Here is a 15,843-nt window from a genome sequence, read left to right as displayed (position 1 = left end):
AATAACCCTGCACTCAATCAATGAGAATGAGCAGCAGGGTTTGCAGAGGACTTTTCTCAGCCACTACCAGCCTAGCTTGAGGCTGTCTGGAGTGAGGAAGTGCTCTAGATGGTAAGCCCGCTCCTCGGTTTTCAGCAAAATTTGCTCGTAGAGGTAGCGGGTAGCGCGATCGCCCAAACTCTCAGCCTGGGCAGCCAGCCGACGAATCATTTCGATCATCGCCTGCTCAGCCTTCAGATCGTGGTCGATCATGACGCGGCAGCGGTAGGTGTCGTCGTTTTCCATGTCGAAGCAGCACAGCTCTGCCAGTTTGCCAAAGCTCAGAGGGGGAATGCCCCCCAGCCCGTGCAGGCGCTCACCCACCTCGTGGGCGTGGGCCTGGGCCGCTTCGTAGCTCTCCTCAAAATAGTTGTGGAGCATGTAGTACTCAGAACCTTCCACAACAAAATGGTGCTTTTGGTACTGCAAGGACAGGGCTGTGAAGCTGGCATAGAGCGTTGCCAGCCCATCCACCACCGGCTCTGTAACCGACTTCTCCAGCAGTACCGGGTTGTTGGCCACCTCGCCATAGGTTTGCAGCAGAGTCTCAGTAATAGGCATAAGCATCCCCCTTTTTTAGCAGTGAAAGCAGCCCTAGCCTTTCAGGGTTGCTCATTGAGCCTACCTTATTTTTTTGAATCTAGCTAATAACTTTGTTTGCCTAAAAAAGTATAGAGAAGTGCAAAATTTAGCTGTTAATAGGAATAGCGAAAATGATTTTCATTAGGTTTAATTCTTTGTATCGAAACTGATTGGCGATAGGCCCAAACCCTTTGGTGAAAGACACTTTCAATAACACTGACTAATTTAATCAGCCCAGGGCGATCGCCCCAAAACCCTGCTTTAGTTATGCCCTTCGTTAGATGTCGATGCTCTGATTTATATGACTAATCTAACTGCTTTCTTCAATCGTGATAACAGGACGATGGAACAAGATCCAGCTCTGCCTAGCTTGAGTCAAGAGCCCGAACTACTCAAAACTGTTCTTAATAAAGAAGGGTTTCGGTTCACCAGCCAGCGGCAAAAAATACTGGACTTATTTCAGTCAGCAGCTCTAGGTCATCACCTCAATGCTGAAGAAATTCATCAGCAGTTGCTAGATCAGGGTGAAAAAATCAGCTTTTCTACCATCTATAGAGCGCTGCATGTCATGGTCAGGCTAGGGTTGCTGCAAGAGCTAGAGCTAGCCGAGGGCAGAAAGTATTACGAGCTCAACACTCCCTTTATGAATCAGCACCACCATTTGGTCTGTGTTCACTGCGGCGATGTGAAAGAGTTTGAGGACACCAAAATGACCCAGGTGGGCAGCAGTGAGAGTGCCTCCCACGGGTTCTCGCTGCTGAACTGCCAGTTTACGGTCTATGGCATTTGCCCTAGCTGCCAGTCACTGCTGGGCTAAATGTCGGTAGTAGTGCCACAGCAAGTGGGCCACCGCACCCCGGTAGGGATCGAGAGCCGCTGTAGAAACCAACAGGTCTTTGCGCGTGGGGCGGCTCTCCAGATTGTGTAGCCGCTGGTAGCTAATTTGAATGGCCAAGTCTGAGGCCGGAAAACTGCTTAAGCGCTGGAGGCAAAACAGCAGGTAAACTTCTGCCGTCCAGACTCCGATGCCTTTGATCTGGGTCAGGTGTTCGATCGCCTCTACATCAGGCAAGGCGGCAAGGGTTTCTAGGCTGAGCTGGCCCGATAAAATAGCGGCCGAAAGCCGTTGACAGGTGGCAATTTTAGCCTGGCTTAGCCCCACCTGTTTGAGGGTGCTGTCTGGGGTGGCGGCGATCGCTTCAGGAGTCAGCTCTATCGTTGCCATCAGCCGCTGAAAGATCGCCTGGGCAGCTCTAGACGACAGCTGCTGTCCCATAATAATGCGCACCAGCGATGGCAACCCGGCAGCCCAGGTGCGAACAGTGAGGGGGCCAGCTTCGGCCTCAATGCGCTGAAATCTAGGATCGCGATCGCACACGACAGCCACCGCCTGCCGCAGCTCAGGGCTGGGCGGCAACAGCTCGCTATTGAGGTTTTTTGCTGCATCGCTAGGTGCCATGGCTAAAAATCATCCAAAATCCAAAATTGCTCTACCGACTGCTGAGCCACAGTACCACCGGCAGGGTAATCACGCTGAGAAAGGTTGAGAGCAGAATGGTGCGGGCTACGCGCGTGCGATCGCCCCCCAGCTCCGTCACCCAAATTAGCGAATTCACCGCCACCGGCATCGCCGCCTGTAGCACCAGCACTTGACGGTCTAACCCCTGCAAGCCCAGTGCCGTGCCAATGCCGTAGGCAAGTAGGGGTGCTACTCCTAGCCGCAGCACCGAGCCGATTAATTCATAGCGGCCAAACACCAGTTCTGTTCGCGCCAGCTGCACCCCCAGCGTCAGTAGCGCCACCGGAATTGCGCCCTCCCCCAGTAGCGTTATGCCCCGCTCCAGCGGCAGCGGAAACGCTTCCTGCGTGGCCTGGAGACCTATACCCGTCAAAGCAGCCCACAACACCGGTAGTCGCAGCGTTACGTTGAGCCCCGCCTTTAGCCCGGCCTGCTTCAGCACAATGGGGAACACGCTGGCAATCATCACGCTAGAGCCCACCAGGTACACCACCGCCCGCTCTAGCCCAGCCTCGCCAAGGGCAAACAAAATGAAGGGCAGCCCCAGGTTGCCCACGTTTGAGAACAGCACGATGGCAATCAGACTCTTTTGCTCATCCACCGAGAAGTCGAGGCGACGGCTCAGCCCCACCGCCAGCAGGTACAGCACCACAGTGTTGAGCAAAAAGCTGGCGACGATCGCGATCGCATTCCCCAGCGCTAGAGTGGTTTGGGCCAGGCTGGTCAGCACTAGCGCCGGCAGCAGGGCGTAGATGTTTATCCGCGCCAGGGTTTGCATGTCTAGCTCAAAGCTGCGCCCCACGCCAAACCCCACCAGGGCCACCAGGGCAATGGGCAGCATCGCCGAAATCAGAATTTCCATAGATGCCGAGCCACCTTCGCGTCACTGCCTATGCCATAGTGACCGTTTCGAGGGTAATGTGAGCGACTAATAAGGTGATCGCCGATTCTAAAACTGCCGACTCCACTCCTTTGGCCAGCGCTCGACCACCACCTTGGTCTGCGTAAAAAATTCCACCGCGTGCGCCCCCTGTCCGTGGAGGTCACCAAAGAAGCTGTCTTTCCAGCCGCTGAAGGGGAAAAAGGCCATTGGTGCCGCTACGCCGATATTGATGCCGATGTTGCCAGCGTTAGCTGCGTAGCGAAACTGACGGGCGGCGGCACCGCTGTTGGTGAATAGACAGGCCATGTTTCCCCAAGGGCTGCGGTTCACCAGGTCGATCGCCGCCTCAATCGTGTCCACCGGCATCAGCCCCAGCACGGGGCCGAAGATTTCCGTCTGGGCGATTTCTCCGGTAGCGGGTACTCCCTGCAACACTGTGGGTTTGACGAAGTGACCCGCTTCCAGGTCGGGAATTTGGGCGTTACGACCGTCCACCAAAACCGTTGCTCCCTCGTCTGCACCAGTTTGAATCAGGTTTTCGATCCGCTGCCGACTTTGGGCATTAATCACCGGCCCCATCTGCACCTGGGGGTCAAGGCCATTGCCGACCGTACGGGTGGCGGCGGTGTGGGCGATGGCATCAGTGAACCACTCCGTCGCTTCCCCCACCGTCACCGCCAGGGAGGCAGCCAGGCAGCGCTGACCGGCACAGCCAAAGGCGCTATCGGCCACAATTCGCGTCGTCATGTCGCGATCGGCATCGGGCAGCACAATCACCGGGTTTTTGGCCCCGCCCTGGCACTGCACCCGCTTGCCGTGGGCTGCCGCCTGAGCGTAGATGTACTTGGCGACCGGGGAAGAGCCGACAAAGCTGATAGCCCGAATGGTGGGATGTTCCAGAATCGCATCCACCGTTTCTTTGGCCCCATTCACCAGGTTCACCACGCCGGGGGGAAAGCCAGCCTGATCCAACAGCTCGAAGATGCGCTGCATGGTCAGGGGCACTTTTTCGGAGGGTTTAACGATGTAGGTGTTGCCGCAGGCCAGGGCGTAGGGCATAAACCAAAAGGGAATCATGGCGGGAAAATTGAAGGGTGCGATCGCCGCCGCGACCCCCAGGGGTTGCCGAATCATAAACTCATCAATGCCGCTGGCAATATCCTCCAGCACTGTGCCCTGCATCATCATAGGAATGCCGCAGGCCACCTCCACGTTTTCGATCGCCCGCCGCAGTTCCCCTTTCGACTCGGCCAGGGTTTTGCCGCACTCCTGAGTGACAATCTGGGCCAGTTCCTCTAGGTGGGTGTCCATCAAGTCTTTGAGCTTAAACAGGTACTGCACCCGCTGGGGCGGCGGGACTCGTCGCCAGTCTTCGAACGCCGTTGCCGCTGCCCGGGCGGCCTGATCGACCTCATACTTTGGGGAAACGGGAACCTGGCCTAGCACCTCCCCCGTGGCCGGGTTATCTACCGAGAGCATATCCCCCGCCGCAGACGGCACCCACTGACCGTTGATGTAGTTCTTCAGAATCCCCGATTGCGTCATGCTCGATCGCGCCCCTGATTGCGTCATGTTTGTGCTGTGATTACTGCTCACTAAGCATCATAGGCGCTGCTCCACCTAATCAATTTGTGTCCACGTGAGGAAGAAAAGGCTGCCCCATCTATTAAGTCTCGGCTGGCGGCCAGTCGATGGGTTGCTCAAAGATATCTGCTTCAGAAAAGGGACACACTTGCGGCAGCTGTTTGGGGTCGAGGGGTGTTTCTCGGTTGACCAAATCTAAGCCATCCTCGTAGCCAATGGCGATCGCTTCAGCCAGATAGGGTTTTAGGCTAGGATTTTCCTTCAAGTGACGTTGAATTCTTCGCCGCTGTTCTTGAATGGTGGCGGCCCAACTTTTTGTCCGGGCTTCGGGTTGGTAGTGCCACTTGAGCAGATGCCCTAGCAGTACCCCCAGTCGATTGCGAAGCTCCTGACGTTCTTGCCTACCCAATGACTCAATTTCCTCAACCAGATTTTCAATATCGAGTTCTGCCAGTTGACCCGATCGCAGTAGCCCGACCTGGCGCTGAGCCCAGGCATGAAAGTCTTGGTCGTAGAGCGTGGTTGTCTGCATAGGAACCACTGAATCGCGTGGTCATATTGTAGCCCTATCAGTTAGAAGCCCCACTCCAGACCGCTGGGGTGGGGCTATGCTCAGTCATCTTTGGACAGCCGGAATGGGTAGTTTGCTTTCCCCAAAGAGAACTGGGTTAGACAGGCTGCGCGATCTCCTTCTTGGCGTCTTCGTGGGCCAGGAACTTCTCTAGCTCGGTCAGGGCGTCGGCATCGACCTTGGTCTGCATGGGGCAGAACTTGGGACCGCACATGGAGCAAAACTCGGCGGTTTTGTAGATGTCGGCGGGCAGGGTTTCGTCGTGGTATTCCTTGGCGCGCTCAGGATCCAGCGACAGCTCGAACTGTTTGTTCCAGTCGAAATTGTAGCGGGCGTGGGACATGGCATCGTCGCGATCGCGTGCCCCTGGCCGATGCCGGGCAATATCTGCCGCGTGAGCCGCAATTTTGTAGGCGATTAGCCCTGCCCGCACATTCTCGGCGTTGGGCAGACCCAGGTGCTCCTTCGGCGTCACGTAGCAGAGCATCGCCGCCCCACTCCAGCCCGCCAGCGCTGCGCCAATGGCCGAGCTGATGTGGTCGTAGCCCGCGGCAATGTCGGTGACCAGGGGGCCGAGCACGTAGAAGGGCGCTTCGGCGCATTCCTCCATTTGCTTTTTGACGTTGTAGTCGATCTGATCCATGGGCACGTGGCCGGGGCCTTCGACCATCACCTGCACGTCGTGCTCCCAGGCCTGGCGGGTGAGCTGGCCCAGGGTTTTGAGTTCGGCCATTTGGGCGGCATCGGTAGCATCGTGCAGGCAGCCAGGGCGCAGAGAATCTCCCAGGCTAAACGACACGTCGTAGCGCTTGAAGATTTCGATGATGTCGTTGAAATGGGTGTAGAGGGGGTTTTGTTTGTGGTGGTGCAGCATCCAGCGGGCCAAGATGCCGCCGCCACGCGAGACAATGCCGGTAATGCGATCGCGCACCAGCGGCAAGTGCTCGATCAAAATTCCGGCGTGGATGGTTTGGTAATCGACCCCCTGCTGGGCGTGCTTTTCAATAATGTGCAGAAAGTCGTCGGCGGTGAGGTTTTCGATATTGCCGTGAACGCTTTCCAACGCCTGATATACCGGCACCGTGCCAATCGGAATCGTCGAGGCATTAATAATGGCGGTGCGAATGGCATCGAGATCGCCGCCCCCAGTAGACAAATCCATCAGGGTGTCGGCCCCGTACTTCACCGCCAGGTGCAGCTTGGCAACCTCTTCGTTGATGTCAGACGAGTTGGGGGACGCGCCGATGTTGGCATTCACCTTGCACTTAGAGGCGATGCCGATCGCCATTGGCTCCAAATTGGGGTGGTTGATGTTGGCGGGGATGATCATGCGGCCCCGTGCCACCTCATCGCGGATCAGGTCAGCGGGCAGGTTTTCCCGCTTCGCCACGTAGTCCATTTCTTCGGTGATGAGGCCCTGGCGAGCGTAGTGCATCTGCGACACGTTAGCGTGGCCCTGGCGCTTAGCGATCCATTCAGTTCTCATGGTTTACCTCTGGTGTGGCGCTAGAGGGCTGGCCTGGCGGATCACGTCGGGTAAGTGAGGATGGGTAAGGCCGAAAAGGGTGGAGCAATCGCAGGCAAAGCTCAGCAGTCTGCTGAATCTTCACCCAACACCCTGGCATAGTGCCAGAACATCAATTTACCCGTCGTTTCGGCTGGTAACCTCAAGCAACGCTTTCCTCCGCTGGTATTAACCAGGTCAGGTTCTGAGGGTATGATCTCAGTCCGATGCGATCGGACACCCCTAGCTTGCTGGCATCGTACCACTGATATCTAGGGGCAACGCGAATTAGTTACGGTTCCTCACAGAGCGTGCCGATGCCCTACGGTCAGGACGCAGAGAGCAGGCAAAAACCGTTAGCCATAAATACTCCTACCGACAGGTAAAGCGTTAACTAACTTAGTTCTTCAGTCAGAGGAAAGGGCACCGCGTAGTTCTTAGGATGCACTTAGCGTTACCGCCGATTTTTTCTATAAGAGTGGCGACGCTATCAGCTGAGACCATGAAACCTCTCTGAGCATAGAGCGCAAGAAGGATAGAAAAGCCAGCCACTACAAACAGTGACAAATCGAGGTCCACAGTCTAGATAGTTGAGAGCAGTATAGCTACCGCTTTTATTTACTAGTAATAGACATTACTGTTCTTACGGAAAGTTTTGTCGAAAAAATTCGTCGCACGGAGTATCTTAAAATGAACAACATGAACAGTGAACAAAAATGTGCATTAGCACTGGGAATCATCTTTACCTTTTTAGGAATTGCTGGTTTCATTCCCGCCCTTATCAACCTGCCTGGAGCAGGAATGGGAGCTAGTGTACCGGTAGACACAAGCGAAATTCCAGTTAGCGGTGGGCCTACTTACATAGCTGCTTACCTGAGAGGTTTTGGCTATTTGTTTGGGCTCTTTCCGACTAACCTACTTCACAATATGGTTCACTTGGCCATTGGCGGCTTTGGTCTGTTTTCGGCTACGGGTAAAGAAGGGGCATTTAGGTACAATCGATTTTTTGCCATTAGCTATTTGCTGCTTGCCATCATGGGGTTGATACCGCTTTCAAATACCCTCTTTGGCATCATGCCCATCTTTGGCAACAATGTTTGGTTCAATGCTGTAACAGGGGCGATCGCAGCTTACTTCGCCTTCGTTTGGCATCCTAGCCATCCCGAAGAAACGGCTCCTTCTACTCAATAGTCGTCTAATAGCTCTGCCATCAGCTGACGCTACAAAATCAGGAACCCCGTGGGGGCGTAGCATGCTACGCCCCCACTACAAATTGGGGGTATTCATTCGGAATTTGGTCTGAAAACCTACAGCAGCGGATCATTCGCTCGGCGCTGTGTATCGGTCAAACTATCAACCGGCAGCGTATCGCTCTCGCCGTAGGCGCGGATGTCGCGGCTGAGAATGCCGAAGTCAAACACCTTCGTCTTGCCGCCCTGGGCCTTAAGCTGGATCCACGTTAGGCAGATCAGCGTCGAGACCACAATTGGCGCGGCAAAGCTAACCAGCAGATCGCCTGCAAAGGGCAGACTGTTCCAGGGGCTAAAGTCGGGCCGGGGGAAGAACAGGGCACCGGTTGCGATCGCAGCTACCGCGCTCCAAAACGCCATCGTGCCTGTCAGCCGTCTGGAATAGAGGCCAAACAGCACCGGAAATAGCGCCCCAGCGCAGACCAGATCGGCCAGCAAAAACAGGTACAGCACGTTGTAGCCTCTCGCCGCAATTAGGATGGCGGGGAACCCCACCACCAGCGTCAGCACGCGGGTCATGCGCAAAATGCCGTTTGCCGACTTGTCGGGAAAGATCCGCAGCAGATCCGTCGTAAATACACTGGCGATGCCGTTCAGCAAAGAATCCAGGCTGCTCATCACCAGGGCCAACACCAATACCAGCACCGCAATACTCACCCAGCCCGGCAGATTCAGCGCCTGGATTAGCGAGAAAAAGGCGCGATCGTCGTTGTAGCCAAAGTGCATGGCCACAATGCCCAGCAGCCCTGAGATGAATAGCATGGGCAAAATCACCAGGAAGGATCCTAGAAACGATCGCCGCACCACCTGATCCGTCTTGCAGGCGTAGATGCGCTGCCAGTTGGTCTGGTTAAACATTTCGGCAGCAATCACCGCAATAAATAGAGTGGCACCAAATTTAATGCCAGGGCCGTTTGCCAACGTCAGCAATTCTGGCGCGGTCTGGGTCACGGGTGCGATCGCATTCCCCCATCCGCCCAGGGCAAACACCGCAATGCCAAAGCTCAGCAACAGCAGCGGCACAATCACCGCAAACTGAATTGCGTCGGTAAAAATGGTCGCCGCCAGTCCGCCCACCAGGGTGTAGATAAACACGGCGGTGATCACCAGCAGAGCGGTGAGCCAGAGGGGAACGCCAGCCATGAGTTCGACCGCCTTTGCGATCGCCGTCAGCTCCGCCGCCAGATACACAAACATATAAAACACCACAATGCCCAGCGTCAGCCGATACATGGCATTGCCAAAGCGGTGCAGCACATACTCATTTAGCGAGTGGCCCTTGGGCATGAGAAACCGCATCCGCGTGCCCATAAAGGCAAACAGCGCCGCCGGGGTAGCCTGGCCAATGCAGTAGCCGACAATCCCAGCAATGCCGCTGGTAGCACCCACCTCTGGCGGGCTAAACAAAATCCAAGCGCCCATGGCCGAGGCCACAATGGTCGCCAGGGCCATCGGGGTGCCCACGCTGTTGCGGCTGACCATGTAATCTTCGAGGCTAATGGTGTGGCGGCTGGCTTGTAGCAACCCAAGCAGGGTAAAGCTAGCCGCCGTAATCAATATCACAGCGATCGCTGTCGCACCAAGGGTCATAAAAACGCACCTCACAAACAACGGTGTGGCGCTAGAGGGCGTTCCTGGGCGGGTCGTTGAGCAGGTGAGGACAGGTAAAGTCGAACGCAACGGAGCTACAGCTAGTGAAGCATCAGCATAAAACTGATGCTTCACAATCGTTCTAGAAATGGTTCTAAAACGCCTATACGCTCGTCGTTTCGGTACGTGACCTCAAGCAACGCTTTCCTCCGCTGGTATCAACCAGGTCAGGTTCTGAGGGTATGATCTCAGTCCGAATTGCTCGGACACCCCTAGCTTGATAGCATCCTACCACTGGTGTTTGCAGCCAGCGCAAATGGGTTACAGTTCCGCAACGCCCCGCTGCCTGTAGAAAAGCTTTTCCTACAGAGCATAGTCCTACATCTGCTTTAGGTGGTGGAGGCTAAAGAGCTGATGCTCATCCGTCCACACCTGTACCGGCTGGAAACCCGCTTCCATTGCCAAGAGCTGGAACTCATCCACCGTGTATTTATAGGAGTGCTCAGTGCGCAGAGTTTCGCCCTGGCGGAAGAAAATTTCGGCATCGCCCAGGCGCACGGTTTGGTTGCAGAGGCTGGCGATCGCCATCTCAATCCGTCCCTGAGCCTCGTTGTAGTGCGCCTGATACTCAAATTGGGTCAGGTCAAAATCGGCCCCCAGTTCTCGGTTGATTCTCACCAGCGCATTCAGGGCAAAAGCTGCCGAAACCCCCTGGGCATCGTCATAGGCAGGTTCCAAGATGGCGGCAGATTTTTTGAGATCCACGCCAACGATCAAGTCACCCAGCACCGCCACGGTTTTGAGAAAAGCAATCACCTCAGCCGGCTCCAGATTGCCAATCGAAGAACCGGGGAAAAAGCCGATAGTGGGGCGGTTTTGTAGCTCAGGGATGGCAGCGATAGGCAAGGGTTGAGTGTAGTCGGCGCAGACGGCGATCGCATCCAATCCCTCAAAATCTCCCATCAGCGCCGCGCAAGCCTCTTGCAGATGCTGCCGCGAGATATCAACCCCCACATAGGTCGTCACCTGGGGCGCAGCCTTCAGCAAAATGCGAATTTTTTGGCTGCTGCCGCTGCCCAGTTCGACGAGAGCGCGATGATCCAATGCCACTGCAATATCCTCGGCATTGTCTCGCAGAATTTGCATCTCGGTGCGGGTCAGGTAGTACTCCGGCAGCTGACAAATGGCGTCAAACAACTCTGACCCCCGCTTGTCATAGAGAAACTGAGGAGACAGCTTCTTCTGCGGCTGGCTCAGACCCCGCAGCACTGCGCTGCGAAAGTCTTCCACTGGCGGGTGAAAGTCGTAGAGCTTGACGGGAGAGGGCTTGGTTTGGGAAGTGGGGGGCATGAGGGATGGGGGCGATAGGGAAGTTGGGGAAGATGGAAGAGGAAAAGTTTTGAGTGCTTAGTTTTGAGTTAAGAGAAGAAATTCAAAACTCAAAACTGAACATTCAAAACTCTCTAGCCAGCCGCAGGCCGCTAAACTGCCACCGGGCGCTGGGTGGGAAGAAATTGCGGTAGCTGGGGCGAATATGGCCATGCGGAGTGACGCAGGAGCCGCCGCGCAGCACCATTTGGTTGCACATAAACTTGCCGTTATATTCTCCCACGGCACCGGGGGCAGGGCGAAAGCCGGGGTAGGGCAGGTAGGCACTCTGGGTCCATTCCCAAACATCGCCGTAGAGCTGCTGAAGCTTTTGGGATTTAGAGGCAGGTTGAGGGTGCAGATGGTCAGCAGCGAGGAGGTTGCCCTGGATAGAAGCCCCCGAGGCAGCGACTTCCCACTCAGCTTCGGTGGGGAGGCGGCAGCCCCGCCACTGGGCAAAGGCATCGGCCTCAAAGTAGCTGAGGTGGCACACTGGCTCCATTAGGTTGACAGGCTGCAAGCCGCCCAGGGTAAAGATCCACCACTGGCCGTCGCGTTGCTCCCAGTAGAGGGGAGCTTGCCAGCCTTCGCTCTGCACCATGGCCCAGCCCTCGGCTAGCCAGTGGGCAGCGGTTTGGTAGCCCTTGTCAGCCATAAATTCTAAATATTCGCCATTGGTGACGAGGCGGTTGGCCAAGGCAAAGTCTTGCAGGTAGACCGGGTGCGTAGGGCCTTCGTTGTCAAAGGAGAAGCCCGTAGCCTGGTGGCCAATGTCGTAAAGCCCACCCGAAAACTCCACAAATTCTAGCGGTGTGGAGCAGGCGCATTGAGCTACGGCTACGTCTTGGCGGTAGGCGGGGCGTAGGGGGTTGATCGCCAGGTTGTACTTGAGATCGGTGAGGAGGAGTTCCTGGTGCTGCTGTTCGTGGTGCAGGCCAAGGGTAGTGAGTTTGGCCACAGCGGGATGGCCGGCGCGATCGCGCAGCAACCTCTCCATTGCCTCATCTACATGGGCGCGATACTGGTAAACCTCGTTCACCGTAGGACGCGACAGCAGGCCGCGCTGGGCACGGGGGTGGCGATCGCCCACCGCTTCGTAGTACGAGTTAAACAAATAACCGTAGCCGGGATGAAATTCTGGATAACTCTCTAGGTAGGGGCGCAGCAAAAAGGTCTCAAAAAACCAGGTGGTGTGGGCCAGGTGCCACTTGGGTGGGCTGACATCGGCCATGGCCTGCACACCGTAGTCTTCGATTTCGAGGGGCTGACAGAGAGCTTCGCTGAGGTGGCGCACGGCCCGATAACGGGAGATTGTGTCAGGTTTTTCTAAAGGGATGTCTACAGGCGGAGCAAGGGGTGAAGAAAGCGTCATTTTGGGGCTTTTGAGGATATTGCTGGCAATTGTGACAGATAGAACTCACCGTAAAATGATGATTGCCTTAAATTGCCTAAAACCTTCCTGAGGGTGTTTCGGCGCAAGACACAGCCAGGGTTTGGCTGCACCAGGCTGAATCCACTGAGTTTATAGGACTCAGCCTGACCTACGTGTTTACTGTCATACTTGGTCTGAGCGGAATACCCCTAAGCAAGGCTGATGTCCAGCTTGACCCCAAGATTTTCCCTAGACATCTATCTATAGGAAAACATTCAAGGAAATATCCGATTCCCGTTGCAGGGCAAAACCTCTCCACCGCCAGTACGGTTCTACCTACCCAACGGTAAAACCTGGACTGTTAACTTAATTACATGGGTTTCAGGAATGACTGAGCAACCTCATGTAGATGTCAGTAGTAATCTAGACAACAAAACGTTAGGGTCCACTCCCGATGGGGAACATTAACCCTATCCAGCTCAATCCGATAAACCCAGGCCGCACGCACACTGCTAGCCAAGCGAGGTATCCCCTGTGAGCAATTCTTCCGGTAAAGCCCAAGACCTTTTCAATGGCTTCAAAAACTCCTCTGATCATCCCAACTCTCTGATGCAATACGTCCACGGCATGAGCCCTGAGACGATCGCGCAGCTCTCTAACCCTGCATCCACCGAAGTGCAGCAGATGATGGAGCACAACATTATCGGCTTGCTCGGCGGGCTGCCGTCTCAGCACTTCGATGTAGAAATCACCACCAACCGCGAAAATCTGGGCCGCCTGCTGGCCTCTGCTATGATGAGCGGGTATTTTCTGCGGGGTGCCGAACAGCGCATGACCTTCGAGGACTCGCTGATGTCGGCTGAATCTGCTCCTGAGATTGAGTGAGTCATAGTCAACCATCGATCCCTGCGGATCAACCAAGTTTCGATTCCTCCTTTGGCCGTCGCCGTTCTACCGCGCGCGACACTGAGGGTTCTTACACAACGAGTACAAGGAGGGTTCTAAACCCTCTTTCCCCCAATCCGACCCTGGCAACTCTGCCCTGGCCGGATTTTCCTGTTGAGGCCTTGCGAAGCGAGCTGCTGGCCTGGTATGCCGACTGCGGCCGCACCCTGCCCTGGCGCAATATCGACGACCCTTACGCCATTTGGATCTCGGAGATCATGCTCCAGCAGACCCAAGTGAAGACGGTATTGCCCTACTACCAGCGCTGGCTAGAGCAGTTCCCCACCGTGGAGGCGCTGGCTATAGCTGACCAACAAACGGTGCTCAAAGCCTGGGAGGGGTTGGGCTACTATGCCCGTGCCCGCAACCTGCACCAGGCTGCCCAGAGCATTGCCACAGAGCACAACGGCGAGATCCCCCAAGATTTTGACACTATCACCACCCTCCCTGGCATTGGCAAAACTACGGCGGGAGGCGTTCTCAGCTCGGCTTTTAACCTGCCCCACGCCATTCTCGACGGCAACGTGAAGCGGGTGCTGGCCCGGCTGGTGGCGCTGCCGGTGCCCCCGGCCAAGGCACTAAAGGATCTGTGGGTTCTTTCGGAGCATCTGCTGGATACTAAGAACCCGCGCGACTTTAATCAGGCGTTGATGGATCTGGGGGCGACCTTGTGTACGCGGCGCAATCCTCAGTGCGATCGCTGCCCCTGGCAGGCCCACTGCCAAGCCTATAATCGCAATATTCAACTGGAGCTGCCCATGTCAGAAACCAAAGGCCCCTTGCCCCACAAGCAAATCGGCGTCGCTGTGATTTGGAATGAGCAAGACCAAATTTTGATCGATCGCCGCAAGCAGGAAGGGCTGCTGGGCGGGCTGTGGGAGTTTCCTGGCGGCAAAATCGAGCCCGGCGAGACAATTGAGGACTGTATTGCGCGCGAAATTCAAGAAGAACTGGGGATTGAGATTGCGGTGGGCGATCGCCTCTGCACCGTCACCCACGCCTATTCGCACTTTAAAGTCACCCTCAACGTGCACCACTGCACCCATCTGAGCGGCAACCCCCAGCCCATCGAATGCGACGAGGTGCGCTGGGTCACCCTAGACACCATTGAGGAATTTCCCTTCCCTAAGGCCAATATCCACATCATCAACGCGCTGCGGGCCTACACGGCGGGGCAAACGCCCGTGGATGTGGTTGAAACTGCGCCTCAAACGTAAATAAACCGCCATAGTTTACAGACATCGCTCTTTTCCTCGGGTTTGATAGAAAAGATTGTTCGGAGCGTTGCGTAGCTATGGGCACTGGTAATCGGGGGCTGGGTGGGAATAAGTGGGCGAAATGGTCGAGGATTTTTCCTGCGGGGCAAAAGCTGACCTTGGGCTTGATTGGCTCGACACTAGCCGTTAGCACCATGCCACCGTCAACCACCCACGCCGCTGAGACCGAAAGCTGGCACCACCTGCCCACCAACACCGCTCTGGTGATGTTGATCGACACCACCGCCGACACTTGGGAGCAGCTCAGTCAGTACCAACTCTTCAAGCTGTTGGATGAAGAACAGGGATTGGCCCCAGCCCTACCGGGGTTGCCCTACCTGCCCTACGGGATTGACTTCGCTAGTGAGGTGGCCCCATGGATCGGCGATACTGCCGTGGTGGCGCTACTGCCGGTGCAGCCTGGGAAGACGGCGACGATTGCTGAGGCCTCGATTATGGTGGCCCCGGTTGCTGATGCCGAGGCCTTTGCCGCCTTTCGCGACACCTTTTTTGAGCTGCAAGGGGAGGCCCCAGAGGTGACCTCTACCCTGGGTACCGAGATCTACTTCTGGCCTACCCCTGAGACCGAGGATTGGTCTGAGCCAGCTCTTCCAGAAGCCTGTAGCCCTGCTGAGGTTGACACCGATGCCTGCATTTGGGATAACGAAGCGAATCCAGAAGCTATAGACGGGAGCAGCTCTGAAGCCGGAGAGGCGGAGCTTGCACCACTAAAAGCCAGTCCTACTCCCCAAATTTTGCGTTTTAACGGCGCGGTAGGCTTGCCCCTGACCGTTAGCCCCTTCCACGAAGAGGAGGAACCCTTTGAGGTCGAGGTGCCGATGCCTCTGCCAGAGTTTGGTCCCAGTGGGCTAGCTGTGGCCTTTTTGCCCGATGCCTTGATTACGGCAGAAGACCCTGCCGCCCTTGAGCAATATAGCAATCCGTGGATAGATTCGGTCAGTCAACGAAGGCTTGGTCAACGACTTGGCGAAAGGGTTGGCCGGATTGAATCTGTTTTCGCATCCGGTTTTTCAGAACAAACCATTGATGTTCAATCGGGTTCAAATCCGGGGAGTAAGGCGGCAGATATAAGAGATGACAGCCCCCCTGACGAATCAATGCTTCAATGCGTCCACCTTTGTGAAACGAGGCGTTGTCACAGATGATCACACTGCCAGCTTCGAGTACGGGCAAAAGTTTCTCCTCTAACCATGTTTCAAACACCAGGCGATTGCAGTACCCCTGATAGGTAAGTGGGGCAACGAGTTGATGGTGATGCCAAGCCGCTATAAAGCTCACTCGTTCGGTACGATTGCCCCGACGTTCAGCCGCGAATCGTTCGCCTTTCAAGCACCAGCCGTAAGCATAGTCTTCGGTATT

At 55.8% G+C, this 15,843-nt stretch carries 14 protein-coding genes and 2 riboswitches; of the genes, 5 read left to right on the top strand and 9 right to left on the bottom strand.

All coding sequences use genetic code 11. The annotated features are described in order from the left end of the window. Positions 1-63: 63 nt before the first annotated feature. Complete coding sequence (locus H6F57_RS14130; protein WP_190627080.1) at positions 64-600, bottom strand: DNA starvation/stationary phase protection protein; 537 nt, start codon at positions 598-600, stop codon at positions 64-66. A 364-nt stretch (positions 601-964) separates the two neighbouring features. Here H6F57_RS14130 and H6F57_RS14125 point away from each other — a divergent pair, with 364 nt between their 5' ends. Continuing rightward, on the top strand, positions 965-1,438 hold the full coding sequence (locus tag H6F57_RS14125; RefSeq protein WP_190627078.1) for a Fur family transcriptional regulator: 474 nt from the start codon (positions 965-967) through the stop codon (positions 1,436-1,438). Here the strand turns inward: H6F57_RS14125 and H6F57_RS14120 are convergent. The 5 genes from H6F57_RS14120 to thiC all read right to left on the bottom strand — a co-directional run bounded on the left by H6F57_RS14120 (position 1,424) and on the right by thiC (position 6,664). Then, positions 1,424-2,080: a DNA-3-methyladenine glycosylase 2 family protein gene (locus tag H6F57_RS14120; protein WP_190627076.1), complete on the bottom strand. Its 657-nt coding sequence runs from the start codon at positions 2,078-2,080 to the stop codon at positions 1,424-1,426. The two genes, H6F57_RS14125 and H6F57_RS14120, sit on opposite strands and share 15 nt — an antisense overlap. Before the next feature lie 31 nt (positions 2,081-2,111). Then, positions 2,112-3,002 (bottom strand): AEC family transporter, encoded by an 891-nt coding sequence (locus tag H6F57_RS14115; protein WP_190627074.1) that lies wholly within the window; start codon positions 3,000-3,002, stop codon positions 2,112-2,114. Positions 3,003-3,089: 87 nt separating this feature from the next. Then, positions 3,090-4,568, bottom strand: coding sequence for a CoA-acylating methylmalonate-semialdehyde dehydrogenase (locus H6F57_RS14110; protein ID WP_190627071.1), 1,479 nt, complete (start codon positions 4,566-4,568; stop codon positions 3,090-3,092). 121 nt (positions 4,569-4,689) lie between these two features. Further along, entirely contained in the window at positions 4,690-5,139 is a 450-nt protein-coding gene (locus H6F57_RS14105; RefSeq protein WP_190627069.1) for a DUF29 domain-containing protein, read from the bottom strand. Between the two features lie 136 nt (positions 5,140-5,275). Beyond that, positions 5,276-6,664, bottom strand: a complete 1,389-nt coding sequence (gene thiC / locus H6F57_RS14100; protein ID WP_190627067.1) for a phosphomethylpyrimidine synthase — start codon at positions 6,662-6,664, stop codon at positions 5,276-5,278. Positions 6,665-6,840: 176 nt separating this feature from the next. Continuing rightward, a riboswitch (TPP riboswitch) is annotated at positions 6,841-6,937 on the bottom strand. A 435-nt stretch (positions 6,938-7,372) separates the two neighbouring features. Here thiC and H6F57_RS14095 point away from each other — a divergent pair. Continuing rightward, on the top strand, positions 7,373-7,873 hold the full coding sequence (locus H6F57_RS14095; RefSeq protein WP_190627066.1) for a DUF4383 domain-containing protein: 501 nt from the start codon (positions 7,373-7,375) through the stop codon (positions 7,871-7,873). A gap of 116 nt (positions 7,874-7,989) precedes the next feature. On the opposite strand, the gene H6F57_RS14090 is transcribed toward H6F57_RS14095, so the two are convergent. From H6F57_RS14090 to egtB, 3 genes are all read right to left on the bottom strand, one after another. Next, a complete protein-coding gene (locus tag H6F57_RS14090; RefSeq protein WP_190627064.1) occupies positions 7,990-9,522 on the bottom strand; it encodes a Na+/proline symporter in 1,533 nt (510 codons plus the stop codon). Between the two features lie 187 nt (positions 9,523-9,709). Beyond that, positions 9,710-9,806, bottom strand: a riboswitch (TPP riboswitch). A 94-nt stretch (positions 9,807-9,900) separates the two neighbouring features. Further along, positions 9,901-10,872: an L-histidine N(alpha)-methyltransferase gene (egtD, locus tag H6F57_RS14085; protein WP_190627062.1), complete on the bottom strand. Its 972-nt coding sequence runs from the start codon at positions 10,870-10,872 to the stop codon at positions 9,901-9,903. A gap of 103 nt (positions 10,873-10,975) precedes the next feature. Beyond that, positions 10,976-12,262 (bottom strand): ergothioneine biosynthesis protein EgtB, encoded by a 1,287-nt coding sequence (gene egtB, locus H6F57_RS14080; RefSeq protein WP_190627060.1) that lies wholly within the window; start codon positions 12,260-12,262, stop codon positions 10,976-10,978. Positions 12,263-12,796: 534 nt separating this feature from the next. On the opposite strand from egtB, the gene H6F57_RS14075 reads away from it, so the two are divergent. From H6F57_RS14075 to H6F57_RS14065, 3 genes are all read left to right on the top strand, one after another. Further along, the gene (locus H6F57_RS14075) at positions 12,797-13,147 is read left to right on the top strand and encodes a DUF760 domain-containing protein (RefSeq protein ID WP_313933592.1); all 351 of its coding nucleotides are present in this window, start codon (positions 12,797-12,799) and stop codon (positions 13,145-13,147) included. Positions 13,148-13,329: 182 nt separating this feature from the next. Then, the gene (mutY, locus tag H6F57_RS14070) at positions 13,330-14,424 is read left to right on the top strand and encodes an A/G-specific adenine glycosylase (protein ID WP_190627058.1); all 1,095 of its coding nucleotides are present in this window, start codon (positions 13,330-13,332) and stop codon (positions 14,422-14,424) included. Positions 14,425-14,501: 77 nt separating this feature from the next. Then, positions 14,502-15,629, top strand: coding sequence for a DUF3352 domain-containing protein (locus H6F57_RS14065; RefSeq protein WP_190627055.1), 1,128 nt, complete (start codon positions 14,502-14,504; stop codon positions 15,627-15,629). The last annotated feature ends 214 nt before the right edge of the window (positions 15,630-15,843 follow it).

The sequence above is a fragment of the Leptolyngbya sp. FACHB-60 genome, assembly GCF_014695775.1.
Lineage (GTDB): Bacteria > Cyanobacteriota > Cyanobacteriia > Phormidesmidales > Phormidesmidaceae > Nodosilinea.
Note: the sequence above shows the minus strand (reverse complement) of the source record. Positions and strands in the feature narration are given on the sequence as shown.